24 protein-coding genes are annotated in these 23,440 nt (G+C 39.6%); 1 reads left to right on the forward strand and 23 read right to left on the reverse strand.

Annotated elements, in window-relative coordinates; translation table 11 throughout:
- Positions 1–91: 91 nt before the first annotated feature.
- The 4 genes from nusG to pbp2a are packed head-to-tail and all read right to left on the reverse strand — an operon-like array spanning position 92 to position 3,267.
- Positions 92–628 carry a transcription termination/antitermination protein NusG gene (nusG, locus tag B7721_RS00130; protein ID WP_000376728.1) on the reverse strand — a complete coding sequence of 179 codons (537 nt, stop codon included), beginning with the start codon at positions 626–628 and terminating at the stop codon, positions 92–94.
- Between the two features lie 52 nt (positions 629–680).
- Complete coding sequence (secE, locus tag B7721_RS00135) at positions 681–857, reverse strand: preprotein translocase subunit SecE (protein ID WP_000505776.1); 177 nt, start codon at positions 855–857, stop codon at positions 681–683.
- A 9-nt stretch (positions 858–866) separates the two neighbouring features.
- Positions 867–1,019: a 50S ribosomal protein L33 gene (rpmG, locus tag B7721_RS00140; RefSeq protein ID WP_001809375.1), complete on the reverse strand. Its 153-nt coding sequence runs from the start codon at positions 1,017–1,019 to the stop codon at positions 867–869.
- Positions 1,020–1,071: 52 nt separating this feature from the next.
- The gene (gene pbp2a / locus B7721_RS00145) at positions 1,072–3,267 is read right to left on the reverse strand and encodes a penicillin-binding protein PBP2A (RefSeq protein ID WP_084876931.1); all 2,196 of its coding nucleotides are present in this window, start codon (positions 3,265–3,267) and stop codon (positions 1,072–1,074) included.
- 86 nt (positions 3,268–3,353) lie between these two features.
- On the opposite strand from pbp2a, the gene B7721_RS00150 reads away from it, so the two are divergent.
- Positions 3,354–4,229, forward strand: coding sequence for an RluA family pseudouridine synthase (locus B7721_RS00150; protein WP_084876933.1), 876 nt, complete (start codon positions 3,354–3,356; stop codon positions 4,227–4,229).
- A 66-nt stretch (positions 4,230–4,295) separates the two neighbouring features.
- Here the strand turns inward: B7721_RS00150 and gap are convergent, their stop codons facing one another.
- The 19 genes from gap to B7721_RS00245 form a co-directional block, all read right to left on the reverse strand.
- A complete protein-coding gene (gap, locus tag B7721_RS00155; RefSeq protein ID WP_000260682.1) occupies positions 4,296–5,303 on the reverse strand; it encodes a type I glyceraldehyde-3-phosphate dehydrogenase in 1,008 nt (335 codons plus the stop codon).
- A 177-nt stretch (positions 5,304–5,480) separates the two neighbouring features.
- The gene (locus B7721_RS00160) at positions 5,481–6,782 is read right to left on the reverse strand and encodes an ABC transporter permease (RefSeq protein ID WP_162283461.1); all 1,302 of its coding nucleotides are present in this window, start codon (positions 6,780–6,782) and stop codon (positions 5,481–5,483) included.
- On the reverse strand, positions 6,751–7,434 hold the full coding sequence (locus B7721_RS00165) for an ABC transporter ATP-binding protein (RefSeq protein WP_084876934.1): 684 nt from the start codon (positions 7,432–7,434) through the stop codon (positions 6,751–6,753). Before B7721_RS00165 ends, B7721_RS00160 begins: the two co-directional genes overlap by 32 nt.
- On the reverse strand, positions 7,415–8,623 hold the full coding sequence (locus B7721_RS00170) for a hypothetical protein (RefSeq protein WP_084876936.1): 1,209 nt from the start codon (positions 8,621–8,623) through the stop codon (positions 7,415–7,417). Before B7721_RS00170 ends, B7721_RS00165 begins: the two co-directional genes overlap by 20 nt.
- Before the next feature lie 11 nt (positions 8,624–8,634).
- The gene (locus B7721_RS00175; RefSeq protein ID WP_158085832.1) at positions 8,635–9,219 is read right to left on the reverse strand and encodes an ABC transporter ATP-binding protein; all 585 of its coding nucleotides are present in this window, start codon (positions 9,217–9,219) and stop codon (positions 8,635–8,637) included.
- 491 nt (positions 9,220–9,710) lie between these two features.
- A complete protein-coding gene (locus B7721_RS00180; RefSeq protein WP_084876939.1) occupies positions 9,711–10,001 on the reverse strand; it encodes a hypothetical protein in 291 nt (96 codons plus the stop codon).
- Positions 10,002–10,155: 154 nt separating this feature from the next.
- A complete protein-coding gene (locus B7721_RS00185) occupies positions 10,156–11,067 on the reverse strand; it encodes a helix-turn-helix domain-containing protein (protein ID WP_084876941.1) in 912 nt (303 codons plus the stop codon).
- A 133-nt stretch (positions 11,068–11,200) separates the two neighbouring features.
- On the reverse strand, positions 11,201–13,852 hold the full coding sequence (adhE, locus tag B7721_RS00190; protein ID WP_084876942.1) for a bifunctional acetaldehyde-CoA/alcohol dehydrogenase: 2,652 nt from the start codon (positions 13,850–13,852) through the stop codon (positions 11,201–11,203).
- A gap of 295 nt (positions 13,853–14,147) precedes the next feature.
- Entirely contained in the window at positions 14,148–14,561 is a 414-nt protein-coding gene (locus tag B7721_RS00195; RefSeq protein ID WP_057488750.1) for an MORN repeat-containing protein, read from the reverse strand.
- Positions 14,548–14,991: a low molecular weight protein-tyrosine-phosphatase gene (locus B7721_RS00200; RefSeq protein WP_084876944.1), complete on the reverse strand. Its 444-nt coding sequence runs from the start codon at positions 14,989–14,991 to the stop codon at positions 14,548–14,550. The genes B7721_RS00195 and B7721_RS00200 overlap by 14 nt, the downstream gene beginning before the upstream one ends.
- 47 nt (positions 14,992–15,038) lie before the next feature.
- The gene (gene yajC / locus B7721_RS00205; protein ID WP_025168800.1) at positions 15,039–15,359 is read right to left on the reverse strand and encodes a preprotein translocase subunit YajC; all 321 of its coding nucleotides are present in this window, start codon (positions 15,357–15,359) and stop codon (positions 15,039–15,041) included.
- Between the two features lie 128 nt (positions 15,360–15,487).
- Positions 15,488–17,464, reverse strand: a complete 1,977-nt coding sequence (gene tkt / locus B7721_RS00210; RefSeq protein WP_084876946.1) for a transketolase — start codon at positions 17,462–17,464, stop codon at positions 15,488–15,490.
- A gap of 117 nt (positions 17,465–17,581) precedes the next feature.
- Positions 17,582–18,205: a ribonuclease P gene (locus B7721_RS00215; RefSeq protein WP_084876948.1), complete on the reverse strand. Its 624-nt coding sequence runs from the start codon at positions 18,203–18,205 to the stop codon at positions 17,582–17,584.
- 55 nt (positions 18,206–18,260) lie between these two features.
- Entirely contained in the window at positions 18,261–19,247 is a 987-nt protein-coding gene (gene jag, locus B7721_RS00220) for an RNA-binding cell elongation regulator Jag/EloR (protein ID WP_000242591.1), read from the reverse strand.
- Positions 19,248–19,261: 14 nt separating this feature from the next.
- Complete coding sequence (locus tag B7721_RS00225; RefSeq protein ID WP_000728097.1) at positions 19,262–20,089, reverse strand: membrane protein insertase YidC; 828 nt, start codon at positions 20,087–20,089, stop codon at positions 19,262–19,264.
- The gene (gene rnpA, locus B7721_RS00230) at positions 20,064–20,435 is read right to left on the reverse strand and encodes a ribonuclease P protein component (protein ID WP_084876950.1); all 372 of its coding nucleotides are present in this window, start codon (positions 20,433–20,435) and stop codon (positions 20,064–20,066) included. Before rnpA ends, B7721_RS00225 begins: the two co-directional genes overlap by 26 nt.
- A gap of 149 nt (positions 20,436–20,584) precedes the next feature.
- Positions 20,585–21,775 carry an acetate kinase gene (locus B7721_RS00235; protein WP_000167789.1) on the reverse strand — a complete coding sequence of 397 codons (1,191 nt, stop codon included), beginning with the start codon at positions 21,773–21,775 and terminating at the stop codon, positions 20,585–20,587.
- Between the two features lie 50 nt (positions 21,776–21,825).
- Entirely contained in the window at positions 21,826–22,779 is a 954-nt protein-coding gene (locus tag B7721_RS00240; protein WP_084876951.1) for a class I SAM-dependent methyltransferase, read from the reverse strand.
- A 58-nt stretch (positions 22,780–22,837) separates the two neighbouring features.
- Positions 22,838–23,428, reverse strand: a complete 591-nt coding sequence (locus B7721_RS00245) for a class I SAM-dependent methyltransferase (RefSeq protein ID WP_142358567.1) — start codon at positions 23,426–23,428, stop codon at positions 22,838–22,840.
- Between the last annotated feature and the right edge of the window lie 12 nt (positions 23,429–23,440).

Genomic DNA, 23,440 nt, shown 5'->3' on the forward strand with positions numbered 1-23,440 from the left:
AAAATGCGCGAGGCCCTGGGTCTACTTCCTCTATTCTATACTTCTTTCCCCCTCAACGGCACATAAAAAGAGAGACAAAGCCTCTCTGGGGTTATAATTCTGCAATTTGGTTGAGATTCACTTCTGCAATCGTATCATTACCAAACATAGAGATAATCATCTTCACTTTGTTGTTATCAATTTCAGTAATTTTCCCTGTGTAGTCTGCAAAAGCGCCATCAATGATGCGGACTGTCTGGCCAACTTCAACGTCAATATCAAACTCTTGAACAGTTTGTCCCATTGAAACCAGAATATCACGGATTTCTTGTTCCAATAGTGGAGTTGGTTTTGATCTGTTACCGTGTGAGCCGACGAATCCTGTTACGTTCGGTGTGTTTCGAACGACGAACCATGCTTCATCGGTCATGACCATTTCTACAAGGACATAACCTGGAAAGCGATTCTCTTCAATTTCTTTTTTCTTTCCATTTTTCTCAACTTGCACAGTTTGTGTTGGAATCTCAACTCGTAGAATATTATCCAACATATTATAAGTTTGTGCACGTTGCAATAGATTTTCTTTTACCTTATTTTCATAGCCAGAATAAGTTTGTAGAACAAACCATCCCTTGTCAAAACTATCCATGATATTTCCTTTCATAATAGAAGAAAGCTAGCAGAAGTTCTCCGCTTTTCTTCTAAAAAATGTTAATAAATCGAATCAAACCTGAAACAATCAACTGGTCAAAAATGTAAATGATGACCACAAAGAAGGCTGTATATTCCATAATAGAGCGAAAATCTCTCCAGCTTTCTTTGCGAGTTGGCCAAGTTGTTTCTTTAAGAAGTTTAAAAATATCCTTAATAAAACCCATCGTTCTCTCCTATCTCGTTTCTCTATGTGTCGTATATTTTCCACAATGTTTACAAAATTTATTTACTTCTAGTCGTGTTGGCTTGGGGTTCCCACTAATTTTGATTGAGTAATTTCTTGAACCGCAAACTGCACATGCTAGGCTTGCTTTTTTTAGTGCCATAACGCCTCCATCTTATCTATTATAACAAGAAACCTAGGCTTTGACAAGCCTCTTAGCGAAATAGATTAAGGATTGAGTCCCATATTGTCTGGGCTTTTTCTTTTATCTTAGCTTCTGAAATCGCACGGCCTGCTTCATCTACAAGATTTTGTGCACGACTACGAATATCTCCTATCGGGTCCTCAGACTGGTTTGTCTCATTTTCAACAACCTGCTTTTTCGTATTTTCTGGTTCAATCCCATTTTGTTTATAAGCATTCTCAACTGTAAAAGTACTACCTGGAGTGTATGGCAAAATGGCATTAGCCATACTTCTAAAGACATGGGCTGCTCCATTTGAGGTCGAACCTGCTAGATAATGATTCTCATCTGTTGTTGGGAAGCCGAGCCAGTGGCTGATGACCACATCCGGAGTATAGCCGATCACCCACTGGTCACTGGTATATTCTGGGTTGAAAACAGCTTCAGTCGTACCTGTTTTACCAGCCATAACGTAATCCGCTGGTGACGAACTAATTCCTGTACCATTGGTAAATGTTCCTAGCATCATGCTGGTCATTTTATCAGCTACCGATTTATCAATCACTCGTTTTTGGGAGTTTTTATGACTCTTGATGACCTGACCGCTGGCATTTTCAATACGAGTGATGAAATGTGCTTCAGGCATTAGACCTCCATTGACAAAGGCTGCATAGGCTTGCGCCATCTGGAGAGGGTTCGTCTCCACACCTCCACCAAGGGCAACTCCAAGAACTCGGTCAACTTTTTCCATATTCAGGCCAAATCTCTCCCCAGCGTCAAAAGCTTTGTCAATACCTAATTCATTTACAGTCGCAACAGCTGGCAGGTTGAGTGATTCCGCCAAGGCCTGATACATAGGTACTTCTGGAGATGTCTTAATACCCGCATAGTTGTCTACTTGATAACTGTTGTACTGCATCGTATGATTGTCCAGTTGCTTGTTCAAGGCCCATCCTGCTTCTACTGCGGGTGTATAAACAACTAAAGGTTTAATGGTTGAGCCTGGGCTACGCTTAGACTGAGTGGCATAGTTAAAATTGCGGAAGCCTGGTTTGTCATCACCAGCTACACGACCAACAACTCCACGCACTCCACCAGTCTTGGGTTCTAGAGCGACACTACCCGATTCTGCATGCGTTCCGTCTTCTGCTGTTGGAAATAGCGAAGTGTTTTCATAAATAACCTGCATGTTTGCTTGGTAGTTTTGGTCAAGCTCTGTGTAGATTCGATAGCCGTTGTTGACAATCTCTTCTTCTGTGAGATTGTACTTGGAAACCGCTTCGTTGACAACTGCATCAAAATAGGACGGGTAACGATAATCCGAAACTTTGCCTTCATACTTATCTTGCAGTTGAGAAGCCATATCTACTCCAGCCGCTTCGGTCTCTTGATTTTTATCAATATAGCCCGCTGCAACCATATTTTGTAATACAGTATCCCTACGGTTGGTCGAAGTTTCAACAGAATTTAATGGATTATACAATTCTGGTCCCTTGAGCATCCCTGCTAGAGTGGCCGCCTGATCAAGCGTTAGCTGTGAAGCTGATACACCGAAATATTTCTTACTTGCATCTTCAACACCCCATACCCCATTTCCAAAGTAGGCGTTATTGAGGTACATAGTAAGGATTTGCTCCTTGCTGTATTTCTTTGTCAACTCTAAGGCAAGGAAAAACTCCTTGGCCTTCCGTTCAACGGTTTGGTCCTGAGAAAGATAGGCATTTTTCGCCAACTGTTGAGTGATGGTAGACCCCCCTCCAGAACGACCCGCTGTAAGGATGGCTAGAAAGAAACGACCGTAGTTAATCCCATCATTTTTATAAAAGGAACGGTCCTCTGTCGCGACGACAGCATTCTGCAAGTCTTTACTGATATCTGTCAGTTCAACATAGGTTCCCTTTTGACCTGATAGGGCGCCTGCCTCTTTTTCTTCGCGGTCAAAAATCAGAGTTCGTGTTTTCAAGGCATTTTGCAAATCATTAACATTGGTAGATTTGGCTATGGCAAATAGGTAGGTTCCTACTAGCAAACCTGCACTTAACCCTAAAATGATGACGATTTTTGTCAGATGGTAACGACGCCAAAATTTCCGAATCGGACCTACATGGCCTAGTTTTTTTCTATCGCTCCGAGAACGACGCATACTAGTAGAATCAGACTCTGCTGATTCACTCGTTTCTTTTTTAAAGAGAGAAAGAAACTTCTCAAATAATTTATCTAATTTCATGCGTTTATTTTATCATCTTCACCATAGGAACTCAAGAATTTAGCTATTCCCTATCCAAATAGGGCTTTTTTTGTTACAATATCTGTATGCAATTCACATTTACATTACCCGAATCCTTGCCTCAAATGACGGTCAAACAATTTCTAGAGGAACAACTCCTCATCCCTAGAAAAATCCGCCATTTTTTGAGAATCAAGAAGAACATCTTAATCAACCACAAAGAAGTTCACTGGAACGAGATGGTCAAACCAGGTGACATTTGCCAATTGACTTTTGACGGGGAAGATTATCCCCAAAAAGAAATCCTTTGGGGCAATCCAGACCTCGTTCAAGAGATTTATCAAGACCAACATCTCATTATCGTCAACAAGCCCGAAGGCATGAAAACTCACGGAAATCAACCTAATGAAATTGCCCTTCTCAACCATGTCTCTGCCTACGTTGGTCAAACCTGCTATGTCGTTCATCGCCTGGACATGGAAACAAGCGGTTTAGTGCTTTTTGCTAAAAATCCTTTTATCTTACCCATTCTCAATCGTTTGTTGGAAAAAAAGGAAATCGCTCGTGAGTACTGGGCACTCGTAGAGGGACAAGTAGGGAACAAAGAACTTATCTTCCGAGATAAAATTGGTCGTGATCGACACGATCGTAGAAAACGAGTGGTAGATCCCAAAAATGGGCAACATGCCGAAACTCAGGTAAGCCGACTAAAGCAATTTCCAAATCAGACTACCCTTGTCCGTTGCAAACTAAAGACCGGTCGAACGCATCAAATCCGTGTTCACCTCTCTCACCATAAACACCCTATCCTGGGCGATCCTCTCTATAACTCTAGATCAAAAACGAGCCGACTCATGCTCCATGCCTTCCGACTTTCCTTTACTCATCCACTCACCTTAGAACAATTGAGTTTTACTGCCCTCTCAGATACTTTCGAAACAAAATTAAAACAAAATGGATGACACTATCATCCATTTTTCTATACAAAAAAGCAAGACCGGAAGGCCTTGCTTTTTTCGACTCAAGAATTATTTAGCGATTTTTGCAAAGTATTCAAGAGTACGTACAAGTTGTGCAGTGTATGACATTTCGTTGTCGTACCATGATACAACTTTAACCAATTGTTTACCGTCAACGTCAAGAACTTTAGTTTGAGTTGCGTCAAACAATGAACCGTAAGACATACCTACGATATCTGAAGATACGATTGGATCTTCTGTGTAACCGTATGATTCGTTTGAAGCTGCTTTCATAGCTGCGTTCACTTCATCAACAGTAACGTTCTTTTCAAGAACTGCTACCAATTCAGTAACTGATCCAGTTGGAGTTGGAACACGTTGTGCAGATCCGTCAAGTTTACCGTTCAATTCTGGGATTACAAGACCGATAGCTTTAGCAGCACCAGTTGAGTTAGGAACGATGTTTGCAGCACCAGCGCGAGCACGGCGAAGGTCACCACCACGGTGTGGTCCGTCAAGGATCATTTGGTCACCAGTGTAAGCGTGGATAGTAGTCATCAATCCTTCTACAACACCGAAGTTGTCTTGAAGAGCTTTAGCCATTGGAGCCAAGCAGTTTGTAGTACATGAAGCACCTGAGATAACTGTTTCAGTACCGTCAAGAACGTCGTGGTTAGTGTTAAATACAACTGTTTTAACGTCGTTTCCACCAGGAGCAGTGATAACAACTTTCTTAGCTCCACCTTTAAGGTGTTTTTCAGCTGCATCTTTCTTAGCAAAGAAACCAGTTGCTTCAAGAACGATTTCTACACCGTCAGTAGCCCAGTCGATTTGTTCTGGATCACGTTCAGCAGAAACTTTAACGAATTTACCGTTAACTTCGAATCCACCTTCTTTAACTTCTACAGTACCGTCGAAACGACCTTGAGTTGTGTCGTATTTCAACAAGTGAGCAAGCATAACTGGATCTGTAAGGTCATTGATGCGAGTAACTTCAACACCTTCTACGTTTTGGATACGGCGGAAAGCAAGACGACCGATACGGCCGAAACCGTTAATACCAACTTTAACTACCATTAGTGATTTCCTCCTTATGAAAATCATGAAATTTTTATTGTGAAAAGAGTAACTTGAATCACTACAAATCACCTTTCAACGAACCTATTATATAACTATTTGAGCTTAATTGCAAGTGCTGACCTTGATTTTCTATGTCAGTTTCTTTTTAATAGGATGCCTCTGTAATTTCTTTCTCTACTCGTAGCGTAAGGATTCCACTGGATCCATTTTGCTAATCTTACGTGCTGGGAAGAAGGCAGAAATATAGCCAAGAAACAAAGCAAAAATGAAGGTCCCTAAAATAGAGAGAAGATTTAATTCAAAAACTTTAGAGATTGATGGATAGAAATGGTGAACAATAACATTCGCTAAACTGCCTATCCCTTGAGCAATGATGAAAGCTATAAACAAGGCAATTCCTACAATCCAAAGAGCTTCGTAGATAAAGATTCCTTTCACATCTCTATTTTGATAGCCAACGGCCTTCATGACACCGATTTCCTTAGAACGTTGCATAATATTGATATAAATGATGATGCCTATCATAACTGCTGCCACCACAATCGCTTGTGAAGAAAGCACAATCAGTAATCCCTGGATGACACGAATAAAGGTAATCACAATATCAAGAACAGCCTGTTGAGAGAGAACTGTATACTTCTTATTTTTCTGTAATTCTTCTGTTACTGTTTTCGTACGAGAAGGATCTTTAAGTTCCAGAATAAAATAGGATACAGCCTTTGTAAATTCAGCTTCTTTTAAAATAGTTTCCATCTGGTTGGAAGCCATGAAACTATTGCTATCCTCTGCATCATCTTCGTCATTGATGACACGCACAATATGAGTTTGAAAACCTGCTAACTTGCTACCTTCAGCAGCATTTTCTACAATGGTTGCTGAAACTGGCTTGCCAATAACATCACTAGCTGTCAGATTTTCCCCTGTTTGTTCATTCCAATTTTTGAGCAAACTCATCGGAATCGTCAATCCCTGCTCGTTAACATCCGTATAAAGAGTGCCTGCTAACACTTTTTCTTTTTCATTGCTACTAACAGAAATACTTGTATCTTCATACAAACTCACGACTTGAGCATAAGAAGGCATAGATTGGCTAAATTCTACTTCGTGTCCGTCTATGCTAATCTTTGACATGGTCATGCCAAAAGGACTTTCTAGATATTTAATATTTTCTTTCCCAATCGTATCCACGATATAGTTCTTATCATCTTGGTTCAAAAAACCTCTGCCAGCAACACTAGAATTCAGCGCAATCTGAACTTGGGAAGGGAGCTTCCCCCCGTTGGTATTTTCATCAATCATCGAAATCAAGGCATTTCCTAGCCCAAACGAAACCAATACACCTACAAAACCAATCGAGGTCGCTACTGCAATCAGCAAGTTACGCCACTTTCTTTCCAAAAAGTTACTTAAAGAAAGTTTGAATTTGTTTTTAAAGGACAATCCTTTATTTTTTGACTTCTTCAACGACTTCACCATCCTTCATTTTGATAATCACATCTGCATATTCAGCAACCTCTGGGTTATGAGTAACAATCAGTACTGTTTTTCCAGCTTGGGCCAAATTTTTGAACACTTCTAAAACCATCTCCTGAGATTGAGAATCGAGCGATCCAGTTGGTTCATCAGCTACAATCATATCTGGTTGGTTTACCAGAGCACGCGCAATGGCTACACGTTGTTTTTGTCCACCAGAGAGCTGTTTAACATTCTTAGCCATAAAAGGCTCCATCCCTAAATTATGAAGTTGTTCTTGGGCTATTCTTGTCATTTCTTTATCCGATAAATCTTTGACATAGAGAGGCAACTTGACATTATCCAGAACAGATTGATGGGGGATGAGATTGAAGTTTTGAAAGACAAACCCAATGTTGTCTTTGCGAAATTGCGTCAATTCAACCTCTGACAATTCCTTAAGAGACTCTCCTTTAAAGTCTAAAATTCCCTCGTACTCCCTATCTAAACCGCTGATAATATTCAATAGACTGGTTTTGCCACATCCTGACGGACCATAAATCGCAGTGATTTTCCCTTCAGCAATCTGCAGGTTAATATTCCTTAGAGCCTGCTCTTTATTATTCCCATCCAAGACGTAAAATTTTGAAATATTTTTAATGGATAAAATGGACATTACGATCTCCTTTAATCACTTGTGATATCGTGTACCGATACAAACTAAAATAAACAATACCAATATAAATTATATTTAACAGGATTAAACTCCATAAACCAAATAATTTAATCTGATTGAATAATAAGCAAACTATGATTGGTATGAGGCGCATAATATATAACTTAATCCTCATATTCACAGGAATCGAAAAAGCTTCTAGCTCTTTCGCATCTCGAAAACGATATTCTCTAAATAGCAATACCTCTAACATTTGTATGCTTTGACATAAAAAATATGCTAAAGAAATTCCGAAAAGAAATAATAAAATATCTATCAAACTATACCCCAAATAATTTAGAAAGAAATATAAAGAAGTAGCAGGAAATAAAATACTAATAACATTTAAAGACCAAATTCTTTTTTTTATAAATTTATTTAGATCGATTCCTACAGCCTTCAGATAAGGAAAATCTTTATTTAAGGTAAGAAAATAGAAATTTATTCCTTTATTGCTAAAAAATATTGTCCCTGAGAATAAAGCTGTATTCAATATCATCACTTTGTTTGAGGTATCAATTCCTAAAAAATCTGGTAAAACCAACCACATAAACATAAAAATAAATGTTGAAAAGATAGGTACGGTAATAGCTTTAAACACTGTTAAGCTATCAACGACAGACAGTAAATATGACACGTTGAATAATTGTTTAGATCTTGACCTCACATATCTAATCTTTGGTATATAAAATATGCTATTAAGTAAAAAAATAAGTAAACATGAAAATAGTCCTAAAAAAATATTATAGAAAAAAATAACTACTAAGATGGGCAAAACTAGAATTAAATTCTTAAAAAATACTATATTCCAAAATTCTCTCCCTGTTATATTGAAAAATATCCTCATTGTACTTTCTGTTTTAGTTTTTAAAACATAAATATTTTCATAAAGTATTCCTAATAACAGAATTGCAGGAACCAATATTGTTGCTAATTCAAAGTATGATAGGATTCCCCAAATTTGATTTTCTTTTAATATATTATAAATTTCTGATTTAGCAATCAAAAAAATAAAAACTAAAGCAATAGAAGATAAGAAATATTTGTAAGTCAATTGAATTAGCGATAATTCCTTGACATTATTCGAATCGTTCCAGTATCCTTGTCGTGATAGGAACAACAGAGTAATAGAATAATAAAACTTTTCCATACAATTTCCCTCTACAAAGAAATAATCTGATCAACTGTCGGTAAAATTTCCTGTCTCTCGTGGCTTATAATAATGAAGTGTTTACCTAGATTTATCTTTTGCTCAATCAAATGAATCAGATTTTCAACCGAAACTTGATCTAATCCCGATAAAGGCTCGTCCATAACATACAAATCAGAATCCAATAAAAATGCTGCTATAAGCATTACTTTTTTCTTTTCTCCTAATGACAATGATTGAATTGTTTGCGTCATCAATTTCTCATTCAAATAAAATTGTTCTCGTAATTCTCTTAACCGTTCTTCAAACAAATTTGTTTCAATAAAAAATTGTTTCTGTAAAAATTCGAATAATAAATTAGGAGATAAACCAATGAAATAGTTGTCCGAAGAATCTGGAACATAGCTAACCTTTTCGTCAGAAATCAATGAGCCAGAATATGGTTGAACAATTCCTAGTAATACTTTTAACAGTGTTGACTTTCCTGCACCATTTTCCCCAGTAATCAGTGTGAGACCTGAATTCGAAGTATCAAAAGAAATATGATCAAACAGTATGCGACTATTTACCTGATACGAAATATTTTCTACTTTCATTTTTTCTCCTTTTATATTATAATTAAAATAGTTGATAGTTATGTCTATAATCTTTTTGAGAATGCCCATTTTCAAACCGAGACATAACTATCAATTATTTTTTTATTCAATTATAATCATTCTAGTAATTTCTAATAGAAATTATTTATCATCTGTTATTAACTAAACCATTGTTTTACCCAGCCCCAAATTGCTGTTAAAATCCAGTCAATAATAATCCATTTGATAATTCTCCATACGAAACGCCACATAATAATTCCTCCTATTTACTAAACCACTGTGCAACCCAAGCCCAAATAGCTGTCCACATTAAATTAATTAAAATCCATTTTACAATTTTCCATACCCAACGCCACATAACAATTCCTCCTATTTACTAAACCACTGTTTAACCCAGCCCCAGATAGCTTCCCATAGTAAATTAATCAAAATCCATCTTACAATTCTCCATACCCAACGCCACATATATTCTTTCTCCTTTTCTGTAATTCCTATTTTAATCTTCTAAAAAAATTAAAATTCCTAAATGTCCTGTTATTCTCTAACGTCATATCAAGTCCTACACTTACTTCTTGAACGAGAATAAGTGCATTTTTTTTAATGCCTACTAAAGGATAAATTTTTAATTTTTTGGGTTTTATTGTAATCAAATCCATTAAATAGCCATTAACTCTTATTTCTACTTGAATAAGATTTGATAGTGTTTGTCGAATGAGCAGTACATCTCCTACTTCTGACATGCCAGTCAATAAAACATTGTTTATTCTTTCAAATTCTAGCATATCATTCCTCTAAACTCAACTCCACCACCCACCAGTGATAAATAGAAAAATCAGTATTTTAATCATAGTATATTCCTTTCTCTTTTTTTCGAATTCATTGTAACAAAAAAGCGACATTCCCCCAATGACAGAAATGTCACTCCTATTAACCCATTTAACGATATCTTTCTAGGTCCTCAATCCATTCATTGTCTAAACTAACGATTAACTTTTCATTACCAAATATCCTCGCCATCATTTTTGCTTCTTCATACTTTTGTTTTGCTTTATCATAATCAGTCTGAATATAATATTTCCACTCCACCATCAAGACAATCGGTTGTTTTTGAAAATCTCGTGTCTTTTGCCCTATTTTATTTAAGGTCTCGACTGCTCTCTTAAAATAATGAAACAGCCCCATAATCTCTATACAAGTTAAAGATGCTAACAAGGAATCTCTAAGCAAGTCCAAACAATCGAACTCTATCTTATCTACCTGAGAACTTAGTTTATCATGAAAATAAAGAATGGTTTCATGTTCAGATTCTTTTATCTCACCTATATTTAAACCATCCATTAACTGACATACAAAATACAGTCTCAATCTCAACAAATCCTCAGCCTTATATACATCTCTGGATAGTATGCCTTTCAGACCATCTTCCATCACACTGCTCCCATATAAGGAGTTAGTAGTCGCTCTCACCTCATCTATGGCTTGAAGACAATCCACTATCACTTTTTCATCTCGTGGCAAATCATCATAAAAATATTCAAAAATCTCATCAAAATATGCTTCCTTCTGCTCTTGCAACTCTTTGTCTCCATAGTCAGGATGATGAAGAAGAAAGTATTTTAATTCTTGGTAACGCTTGGGTAACTCCTTGTAGTCTGGCATCAAGACATAGGATGGAATGCCTAGCCTATCTGCAATGTATTCTAGTGTTTTTATCGTAGGACGAAATTCTCCTTTTTCAATGCGTACCAACTGACGAACGGATAACTCTGACTCATCTCCACAAAAAACTGGACGACTAAGACCTTTCTCCTCTCTAAGGAGTCTTACCTTTTCCCCTAAATCATTCATCTCTTACATTTCTCCCTCGGCTCGATACAAAAACTTTGATAGTCAAACAAACATATACACTTATTATAACATTTTTTCAAGAAAATGTACAAAAAAGAGACAGGATCACTCCTGCCTCTAGGCTGATAAACGATTATTTACGACGTCCTGGACGTTCTGCATAACCATAGTAAGCATCTGCCATGATTTCTTCCATGTCAGCTACCATTGGCAAGCGAGGGTTAGCAGGTGAACATTGGTCTTCATAAGCAAGCAAGGCAATTTCATGCAAGCTGTCTTTCCAAGCTTTTTCATCAATTCCTTGATCCTTGAAGTTCATCTTGATACCTACTGCAACACCAAGTTCGTAAACTGCTTTAGCGTATGCTTCAACTGCTTCTTCTGGAGTTGAGTGAGGCAAGCCAAGCATTTTCGCGATGTCTTGGAATTTCTCATCAGCTTTCCAGTAGTTGTATTTAGGCCATGTAGTAGTCTTAGATGGACGAGTTCCGTTGTAACGGATAACGTATGGAAGCAAGATAGCGTTTGTACGTCCGTGAACAGTATGGTGAACACCACCAATCTTGTGGGCCATTGAGTGGCTCATACCAAGGAAGGCATTGGCGAAAGCCATACCAGCCATTGTAGACGCATTATGCATTTTTTCACGTGCTTCTGGGTCAGCTGTCTTAACAGATTTTTCCAACCATTCAAAGACAAGTTTGATTGTTTGAAGCGCAATACCGTCTGTGTAGTCGTTAGCAAAGTTTGAAGTGTAGGCTTCAGTCGCGTGAGTCAAGACGTCCATACCTGTATCAGCAGCGATGAAGTCTGGAACTGATTCAACCAAAGCAGGGTCAACAATGGCAATAGTTGGTGTCAATGAGTAGTCAGCCAATGGGTATTTGCGGTTGTTTTTCTTATCAGAGATAACGGCAAATGGTGTTACTTCTGAACCTGTACCTGAAGTTGTTGGAATACCGATGTATTTCGCTTTCTTACCAAGTGATGGGAAGCGGAAGGCACGTTTACGGATATCCATGAATTTTTGAACCAAGTCACGGAAGTCGATTTCTGGTTGTTCGTAGAAGAGCCACATTACTTTGGCCGCGTCCATTGGAGAACCACCACCAAGAGCAATGATTGTGTCTGGTTCAAATGCTTTCATCACTTCAGCACCACGTTCTACAGTTGTGATGTCTGGATCTGGTTCAACATCTGAGAAGACTTGGATAGTTACACGGTTGCTACGTGCGTTCAATTGATCAATAACACGTTGAACAAAGCCAAGTTTTTCGATAGATTTGTCTGTAACAATCAGAACGCGCTCAATATCTTCACATGTTTGAAGGTATTGGATAGAATTGCGTTCGAAGTAAATTTTTGAAGGAACTTTAAACCACTGCATATTATTTCTACGTTTCCCTACTTTCTTGATGTTTAGAAGGTTGATCGCACTCACATTATCACCGACTGAGTTGTGTCCATATGAACCACATCCAAGTGTCAATGATGGAATGAAGGCATTGTATACGTCACCGATACCGCCGAAAGTAGATGGAGAGTTCCAGATAATACGCATTGCTTTGATTTCTGTACCAAAGCGTTTAGCAAGAGCTTCGTCTTTTGTATGGATGGCTGCTGAGTGACCAAGTCCGTTAAACTCAACCATTTGACGAGCTTTTTTAAGACCATCTTCTGTATCTTCAGCTTTTAGGACAGCGATAACTGGTGACAATTTTTCACGAGTCAATGGTTCTTTTGGTCCTACTTCTGCACATTCTGCAGCCAAGATGTTTGTTCCTTCTGGAACGCTGAATCCTGCTTGTTCAGCAATCCATGCTGCTGGTTTACCAACGATGTTTGCATTTAGTTTAGCACCTGCACAGTTTTTGCTGTTAGCTTTCACGCCAAAACAGAATTCTTCAAGAAGTGCTTTTTCTTTCTTGTTTACAAAGTAAGTGTGATATGATTTGAATTCTTCTACAAATTCGTCATACACTTCTTTATCAATGATAACCGCTTGTTCTGATGCACAGACCATCCCATTATCAAATGATTTAGACATAACGATGTCATGAGCAGCTTGACGAAGGTCAGCAGATTTTTCTACATAGGCGGGAACGTTTCCGGCACCTACCCCAAGAGCTGGCTTCCCACATGAGTAAGCAGCCTTAACCATAGCGTTCCCACCAGTTGCAAGAATAGTTGCAACACCTTCGTGGTTCATTAGCGCTCCAGTTGCTTCCATAGATGGCTTTGTAATCCATTGTACACAGTTTTCAGGTGCACCGGCTGCGATGGCTGCATCGCGAACGATTTGTGCTGCGTGTGCTGATGATTCTTGAGCTGATGGATGGAAAGCAAAAACGATTGGGTTACGTGTTTTCAAAGCAATGAGTGATTTGAAAATCGCTGTTGAAGTTGGGTTTGTTGTCGGAGTGACACCACAGATTACCCCGACAGGTTCCGCAATCTTTGTCAAACCTGTAATTGGATCATCTTCAATAACTCCAACCGTTTTAACTCCACGCATATTGTTCACTACGTGTTCGCAGGCAAATAGGTTTTTTGTTGCCTTATCTTCAAATACCCCACGACCAGTTTCTTCAACTGCATGTTGTGCAAGAATACCGTGCGCGTCAAGTGCGGCAACCGAAGCTTTTGCCACGATATAGTCAACTTGTTCTTGGTTCAATTTGCGCATTTCATCAAGCGCAACCAAGGCTTTTTTCACGAGACCATCGACATGCTTTTCAGCAGCAAGTTGTTTTTCCTCTGGTGTTACTGTTTTTTTATCAGCCATATTATCCTCCATAGCCTTTAAGGATGTTATCCTTTGTTAATTTTTTCACAAGTTTATTATAACTCTTTTTTTATGCTTTGTAAACAGTTTCATAAGTATTTCACAAAGAATTTTTCTGAGATTGTGATTTTTTTCTCAATATAGCTATATAATAGAGTTTTGTCTGGACGATTGTGAAATTATGGAAAAAATTTTTTTATTTCACAAAGTTTTTCTAGTTGATAGTTAGTTATCGAATTCAAGACAAGAAAGCGCTTTCTTTTTTGGTTTTGATAATAGCCTCCTAACTTGGAGACTACTGTTTTTGCTGAAAAACGCCTTGTTTAAAGGTCCCTTCATAAACAACTTCTTGCTCTGTCGTCAACTTCCCTTGGCCTTCAGCCTGGCCATTTACAAAATCACCTTCGTATTTCCAGCCATCTTTTGATTGGAAAGTCCCTTTTCCATTAAAGGCTCCATTATTGAAATCACCTGTATATTGGTCTCCATTTTCAAAGGTCAGGGTTCCTTGACCATTCATTTTCCCACGTACCAAGGTGCCATCATAAACAAGAGCTCCACCATCAAGTTTCAGGACACCCTTTTTAGGCGTATTTAGCAGAAATACCGAAAGAGCACAGAGTGCTATTACAACTACTGCAATGAGCTCTAACCTAGGACGAGTTAGGTAAACTCTACACTTCTCATAAAATTGTTTAAGCTTTTCCATTATCACTCTCTTTTTCTAATCGATCTAGCCAGCTTTGACATCCACTTGTGATACGAGTATAGGTTTCCTCAAAATCTCCTGTATACCAAGGATCTGGGACACTTTCAGATGCAAAAGAGTAAATCTTGTACTGTAGTTCCTGAGGACACATGTGACGCAGATCTGAAACGTTTGAAGCATCCATACCGATAATGTAATCAAAGGCTTCAAAATCTTCCTTAGTAATCTGAAGAGATGTCTTGCTCTTGTCATAAGGAATCTCATACTGTTGAAAAATCCCTTGAGTGCCCTTATGAATCGGATTGCCATGTTCCCATGATGACGTTGCACGACTCTCAACGTGGTAATCGCTCGTCATGGACTTCATCACAAACTCTGCCATGGGGCTACGACAGATATTTCCTAGGCAAACAAATACTATTTTTTTCATCCCTTTTCCTCTCGTCTCATAGAAAAACGGGAGTGACAGGTCCCGTTTTATTCTTCGATTGCTCCGCCTTCGTCAACAACTGTTCCTTCTGGTGTCACAGCTTCTTTGAGTGGCAAAACGGTCTTAATTGCAGCCAATTCAAAGGTCAAATAAACCCCATCTACATCCAGTACGATTGTACCTTTCTCAGTATCTACTTCATCCACTGTTCCGTAAAGCCCACCAATTGTAATGACTTCATATCCTTTTTGAAGCTTGTTCAAGCTTTCCATACGCTTTTGTGCTTGTTTCTTTTGAGAACGTTGCATAAAGAACATCAAGGCAAACATACCTACAAGCATGATCAAAAATGTTAAATTTGGACTAATATTTTCCATAGTATTTTCTCCTTTGTATTTTACATAGGACTACTATATCAAATTTCAGCTACTTTTACAAGGTTGTGCCTTGTTTTTATGGTTATAAAAAATCAGAGTTTTCACTCTGATTTTTGTGATTATTTCAAGTTTTGAACGACTTTGACTAGATTTTCAACTGTAAATCCGTACTCTGCCAATACTTTTGGTGCTGGGGCAGATGCTCCAAAGGTATCAATACCGAGAACTGCACCATCCAGACCAACATATTTGTACCAGTTTTGAGTTGCACCCATTTCGACTGCAACACGACGGCGGACTGCATTTGGAAGGATTTCTTCCTTATAAGCTGCATCTTGTGCATCAAAGACATCTGTAGATGGCATGCTGACTACGCGGACTTTTGCACCTTGACCAGCCAATTCTTTGGCAGCTGAGACAGCAAGATTGACCTCTGAACCTGTCGCAATCAAGATTGTATCAAAGTCTGCTGCATTTTCATAGACGACATAGGCACCTTTCGCAACTTTGTCAAAGTCTGTTCCTTCTTCGACAGTCAAATTTTGACGTGTCAAGACAAGGGCAGTTGGTGTTTTTTCGCTTGTCACGGCAAGGTACCAAGCCGCTTGAGTTTCACGCGCATCTGCTGGGCGGAAAACATTCAGATTTGGCATAGCACGGAGACCTGCTAAGTGTTCAACTGGTTCGTGAGTTGGACCATCTTCACCAACTGCGATTGAATCGTGGGTAAAGACATAAGTCACAGGAAGTCCTTGCAAGGCTGACAAGCGGACAGCTGCTTTCACATAGTCAGAGAAGACGAAGAAAGTACCACCGTATACACGAAGTCCACCATGAAGGGCCATCCCGTTCAATATCGTTCCCATAGCAAATTCACGAACACCAAACTGAATATTGCGGTTCAAGCGATTAGCGTCGTCTTGAAGTCCGTCCGTTTTGATATATGTCATGTTTGAGTGAGCGAGGTCAGCTGATCCACCTAGGAAGGTTGGCAACTTGGCAGCGACAACGTTCAAAGCATCTTGACTTGAATTACGAGTTGCTTGAGAGAAACCATTTTCTAAGGCTGGGAAGTCTGCTGGAGTAACTTTAACTGGATCACGTCCGTCGATAATAGCTTCTACTTCTGCAGCCAGTTCTGGATGCGCTTCTTTATAATCAGCAACTAATTTAGTCCAAGCTTGATAAGCTGATGCACCACGGTCTGCAACATTTTCCTTGAAATCAGCATAAACTTGCTCTGGAATTTCAAATGGTTCATATTCCCAACCGAGAGCCTGGCGAGTTGCTGCAGTTTCATCTGCACCAAGAGGAGCACCGTGTACGGCATTAGTTCCTTGTTTGTTTGGAGAGCCGTATCCAATCACAGTCTTCACTTCAATCAAAGATGGTTTTCCTGAAACTTTAGCTGTTTCGATAGCAACATGGATAGCTTCCAAGTCTGTTCCATCTTCAACCAAGGCTGTATGCCAACCGTAAGCATTGTAACGGTCACGAACACTTTCTGTAAAGGAATCTTTTGTCTCACCATCCAAGTTGATGTCATTTGAATCATAAAGAACCACCAACTTGTCAAGTTTTTGCAAGCCTGCGTATGAAGCTGCCTCACTTGAGACACCTTCCATCAAGTCTCCATCTCCACAGATCACATAAGTATAGTGGTCAAAGATATTATAGCCTTCGCGGTTATACTTCGCTGCAAGGAAACGTTCTGCTTGGGCAAAACCAGTAGCAGTAGAAATCCCTTGACCTAGAGGACCAGTTGTCGCGTCAACCCCTGCTGTATGACCAAATTCTGGGTGACCTGGCGTTTTTGAACCCCATTGGCGGAAGTTCTTGACTTCATCCATGCTAACATCTTCAAAACCAGAAAGGTGAAGAAGGGCATAGAGAAGCATAGAGCCATGACCTGCTGAAAGAATAAAGCGATCGCGGTTGATCCAGTTTGGTTGAGCTGGATTGATACGAAGTTGCTTTGTAAAGAGGCTATAGGCCATTGGAGCAGCCCCCATAACCACCCCTGGGTGACCTGAGTTTGCTTTGTTGATGGCGTCAATACCTAGAAAACGAATTGCATTAACAGATAGATTTGACATAGAATTTCCTTTCTCTTTGAGGTGATTAATAAATCACACATCCTATTTTACTATTATATGAAAAAATGCATAGAATAGCAATAAAACAATTTGCGTTCATCTAACACATTTGATTTTCTATTCCCTCGTCACCTCATAGTACGGGAGCAAGAGCGTATAAGCGTCTTCTAGCTTCTCCAATATCGCTTCTACTGACTGATTTTCAATGAGGGAAACATCTGACTTGACCAAAACTTTACGGACTTCCTGACTTCTCACCTTCTCGCGTAAAGTACGACGATTCTCCTCAGTAGCCTCCACCTTATGACTCTCCCCATTTGAATAGACCAGATAATAAATTCCTTCTACCGCTGGAAGCTCTAAAACCTTGGCTTGCTTGTCTAAGGTCTGTTCGTCTTTCTTGCGCTCGATGAAACTGACTTCCAAAGAAATCCCAAAGTCAGCAGGTGTTCCATACAAACGAAGAGCCATCATAGGTTCTGTCACTTGTCCGTCTCTCTGTAAATAGGCCCAGAAATGCGGTCGCAAGCGTTGTGCTTGGTTCATCCACTGACTAGTCTGTTGCAGTTGCCATTCTGGATGACTTGCTTGAAAGGTTTTGGCCAATTCTGTGAAAGACTTCCGAGCCTCTTGGCCTTTGTGACGCAATTCCAGCATCTTTTCTCTTTCATCACCAGCTTTATCAGGATTACGGTACTGGACTCCTGCAAATGATAGGTATTCTCTAACTGCTTTCAGCATATCTGAATCTTTCCTTTCCTAGCAAAAAATCAGGACGAACCTGATTTTGCTTTGCTTATTCTGCATCTACGACAACATAGCGATTTGGCTCGTCACCTTCAGAGTAACTCGTCACGCCATCCATGCGTGAAATAATGCGATGGATAATCTTGCGTTCGCTATTTGACATTGGATCAGTTTGTTGGCTACGTCCTTCTTCTAAAACGCGAGTCGCCAATTTTTGAGCGTAAGTTTGCAAGACTTCTGCACGGTGCTCAACGTAATCATTGACATTGATTGTGATGTAGAAGGTTCTTGAATAGCGATTATAAAGGTAATTTTGCGCTAACAGCTGAAGAGCTTTCAAGACTTTTCCGTGGTAGCCGATAATACGGCCTGGTTCATTGGTGTCAATTTGAAGATTGATGGTGCGGCGATTGTAGTCGCTTGAAATCGTCCCTTCAACATCCATATCATCTACAATGGTTTGAACGTAGCTAGCTACTTCAGTTGCCACTTGTTCGATGTCATAACTTGGTTCTACTTTCAAGCCTAAATCTTCCAAAGATTGACTTGTTGCTTCCTGCGTTTCAGTTTCTTTTTCTGGAGCAGATTTCACTTCCTCGGTAGTATCCTCTGGTTCCAATTCATTTAAAATTGAAATATGGCCTGTTTCTTCCAAAATCGTGCTGGCGTGCTTTTCATTTTTCAGGATTTCAGCCTTGACCTCTTCAGAGACACCTTGACCTTCTTCTTCAATCTTCTTGATGGCTTCAACCACATATCCCAAATCAACTGTCGCTTCGCTGACGGTTTTCACTGGTTCATTTTTTTCATTAACTTCTTTTGGAACCCCTTTAATGGCCTGCTGGTTGGCTTTGATTACTGTCGTTTCACTAATGGCTTCGATATCAACTTGAGCTGGCTTCTTACCAAACAAGCCTAAAAATCCTTTTTTCTCTTTCGAAACGACCTTGATGTGGGCCTTCATTCTTGGAATGTCTAATTCTTTCAATCCTTTTTGGATTGCTTCTTCAACCGTTGAACCTGTAAATAATACCATTATCAGATTCCTCCTTATTTTTTCTTTTTCTGTGCTTTTTTCAAAGCTCTTCTCTTCTTGCCTTCTAAATCTTTTTCTGCTTGCGCCACTGCTTCTCTTTCGGCAATAATCTTGAAAGGATTGTTCAAGAAATAGGTTTGCAGAACTTGGTAAGCATTGGATACGGCCCAGTACAAGGCTACACCACTTGGGGCGGAGATGGCAAAAACAAAGATCAATACAGGCATACCATACATCATCCCTGTCGTAGCTCCACTTTTTTCGGACAAAGCTTTATTCGATAACCAGCTACTCAAGAAGGTAAAGACTGCCGCCAAAATCGGAAGGACAAAACTTGTATCTACTCCTCCCAAATTAATCCATAAAAAGTGACCTGTTTTCAAAAAGTCTACTCGACTCAAGGCTTGAAAAAGTGCCAAGAGAACAGGCATTTGTATTAAAATCGGCCAGAGAGAGGATGAATGTTTGATTCCTAACTCTTTATAAACCTTACGCATCTCCTGGTCTAGCTTGGTTCTACTTTCCATATCACGACCCGGGTATTGCTCTCGCAAAGCCTTGATGCGCGGTTGAGCCTCTTGCATTTTTCTAGAGGCAACCATCTGTGTCTGAAAGACTGGCAATAAAATCGTCCGGATCAAAATCGTGAAGAGAATAATCCCCACTCCGATACTAATGTCAAAGGACAAAAAGCGGATAATTTCAGCAAAAAAATAGACGAATTTGCTCCAAAAGTCTGTCGAATCTGCTGTTATATCGCTAGCTGTACCATTTGTTGCACAGGCTGTCATGATAAACAAGGACAAGCCCAACAAACTAGTCAACTGTAGTTTCTTTTTCACTCCCATTTCCTTCCTGGTAAATCTTTGATAACTTTAATACGTGGAGTAGGTTTTTCTCCATCTCTGCATATTCCAAGGTTTCCACCCCTTTTCGGGCAATCACGACAAAATCAACATGCTCTACTAAACTCCCTTTTACACTTTGTAGAATGTGCCGGATTCGTCTCTTAATTTGATTTCTGGTAACTGCATTCCCCAGCTTTTTGCTGACGGACAGTCCTACTCGAAAATGGTTTTGCTGGTTTTCCAATTGGTAGACAACAAATTTTCGATTGGCAAAACTTGTTCCGCCCTTGAAAATCGCCTTAAAATCTTTCTCTCTTTTTACACGAAAGCTTTTCTTCAAAACTCAACTCCATCTATTAAATTACTACTATTATACCATATTTTTTGAAAAAGCCAATAACAGCAAGGTTTTAGACATTTTCTACATAAAAAAAGCTGGAAAATCTCTTTCCCAACTTCTTTTTACAATCAAATTTTACGTGTATTTACTTATTTTTTCAAGCGCTCAACATCGCGTGCAATCACCAATTCTTCATCTGTTGGAATAACCAAGACACGGATTTTCGCTGCGTCAGTTGAGATGTCTCCCGTTACGCCAAAGACGTTCTTTTCTGGATCCACATCACAACCAAACCAAGAGATACCTGAAATGACATCCTCACGAACCAAAGCTGCATTTTCACCGATACCTGCTGTGAAGATAATCGCATCTGCTCCATTTAGGACTGCAAGGTATTGACCGATATGTTTTTGGATACGATCGACATACATTTCATAAGCCAAAGTCGCATCATGGTCTCCTGCTTCCATGGCAGCAATCACATCACGCATATCGCTTGACTGACCAGAAACTCCCATGAGCCCTGATTCACGATTGAGAACGCGACTAATATCTTCTGGGGTATTGAAATCCTCTGTATATTGCATGAGATAAGGGATGATAGCAGGGTCAATATCTCCTGTACGAGTTCCCATCATCACACCTCCAAGTGGTGTGAATCCCATAGAAGTATCCACAGACTTCCCTCCCTTAACAGCTGTGATAGAAGCCCCGTTACCAATATGGCAGGTAATCAATTTCAAGTCTTCTAGAGGGCGGCCCAAAAGTTTCGCTGCTTCTCCTGCGACAAACTGGTGGCTTGTCCCGTGGGCACCATATTTACGAACCTTGTTGTCTGTGTAGTATTTAGTTGGTAGAGGGTAGCGATAAGCCTTTTCTGGCATACTTGTGTGGAATGAGGTATCAAATACGACAACACTGGTAATATCTGGAAGCAATTCCTTAAATGCGCGAATTCCAGCTGCGTTAGCTGGATTGTGAAGGGGAGCCAAGAGTCCCAATTCCTCAACTTTTTCTAACACATCTCCCTCAACAACTGTTGATTCCTTGAAATATTCACCACCTGCAACGACGCGGTGTCCGACACCTGTAATCTCATCGTACCCTTTAATGATGTCAAAACGAATCAAGTCATCCAATAAAATTTTAACGGCTTGTGTATGGTCTTCAATATCAAGAATTTGTTGCTCCGAACGACCGTCAAATTTTACTGTTGAAATTGAATCTTTCAATCCAATACGTTCAATCAAGCCTTTAGCCAAAACTTTCTCTTCAGGCATTTGATAAAGTTGCCATTTCAAGCTTGAGCTTCCTGCATTGATTGCAATTGTTTTTGTCATAAGATGATACCTCTTTTTAAGCGTTTTCATCTATTATAACAAAATCTCTTTTATATTTCAGTACCTTTGCTCCAATTTTGAAAATTTTCTTTAAAGGTCAACAAAACTGACAGATCTTGCAAGCTAGTAAGAGGATAGACAAAGGGTTCTATTTCCTTATCTCTTTTCTTTTGTAAGACAAAAATACTTTTAGCTTGGCTTGCAGTTGAGAAAATATCCTCTGGCAGAGCGATGATAGCAGCCAGACTCACTTCGTCTTTGAGCCACCCTTTTAAAAAATCACTTTGAGGGCTGGTCAATAAATCACTCGGAGCTAGAAAAATAGCATAGCCATCTGACTTAAGGTACTTGAGCCCTTGCTCCATCAGCAAATGGTGGGCATAGGTATGCTCTTGACTAGAAGCCACTTGATAGCGTGAAGCGATGGCATCGTCTGGGTAATAGCCAACAGGCAAGTCGCTGATGACCACGTCGCTTTCTTTAAGCATTTGCGGACGAACGGCATCTCCTTGGACAAAACCAGCCTGCAAACCAATCACATCTGCCATACTGGCTGCCAAATCAATCAGTAAGTCATCCACTTCGATTCCCAAGTAATCTACTTTTTTAGAGAGGGAAGTCAAGAAAGTAGCTCCCAAAACGCCCATACCAGAGCCTATTTCGAGGATGCTAATTTCCTCTTGTTTAAACAACTCTTCTACAACAAGTACCAAGAGGAGGGAAATGGCATCTGGTGTAAACTGGTGATTGGCCTGTAAAGGCTCCGTTTGTCCTGCCTTCATCAAGAGAAATTGGTAGGTCTTGAGCCACTCTTCCTTACGAAGTGCTAGGCGCTTAAGGGCTTGATTGTTCTCCTTGACCTGCTCTAATTTGGTCTCGCCATCTAGGTAGATACCATTTTGCTCTACTAAGGCATCATAAAAGTTGGTCGCCAAATCACTTTGGATGACTTGGACATTCTCTAGTAAATACGTATAAGCTTGTTCAATTTTTTCAAAATCCATATTCCTATCTTATCAAAATTCCCTCCTTTTTTCCATCTGAAGAGAAAAAATCACTGCTTTAGTCAGCGAGTGATTTTTGGGCTACTGTTAAAAAGAGTTCTGCGTAATTTCCGAGGAAAAGATCTTCTGCACTATAGAGGATCTGACTGCCAATGCTTGAAAAACCATTCTGAGCGAGCTTGGTTTCCAGTTCAGCTAAATCAAAACCATGATGGTTGGTATCTGTCTTGACAAAATCAGCGATGAGAACTTGTCCATTCTCCCTAAGGTGATGGTGAAACATGGCAAGAGTCGCATCTAGATCAGGCATATGATGAAGAACCCGACTGACTACAATTAGGTCAAATTGTTGCTCCAAAGGATTCACCAGTAAATCCTGCTCCAAAAACTGGATATTCTTGATGTCTTGTTGCTCTGCTTTCAAACGGGCTTGATCCAGCATTTTCTCCGAGATGTCCACAAGGGTAACCGACTTGGCCTGCTGAGCCAGGGGCAAAGCTAATAGACCCGTTCCACCACCAAAGTCCAATATTTCCTTGTCTGATAGAAGAGCAATCTGTGCTTCAACTGCTTGACACACCAAATTTGCAAGAAAGATATTTTTGGGCGAATCAAAGGTTTCTGCTTTGTGATTAAAATCATGTTTCATGCTTTTAGTTTA

Origin of the sequence: Streptococcus oralis subsp. oralis, from assembly GCF_002096445.1 — a bacterium.
In the GTDB taxonomy this organism is placed as follows: domain Bacteria; phylum Bacillota; class Bacilli; order Lactobacillales; family Streptococcaceae; genus Streptococcus; species Streptococcus oralis_N.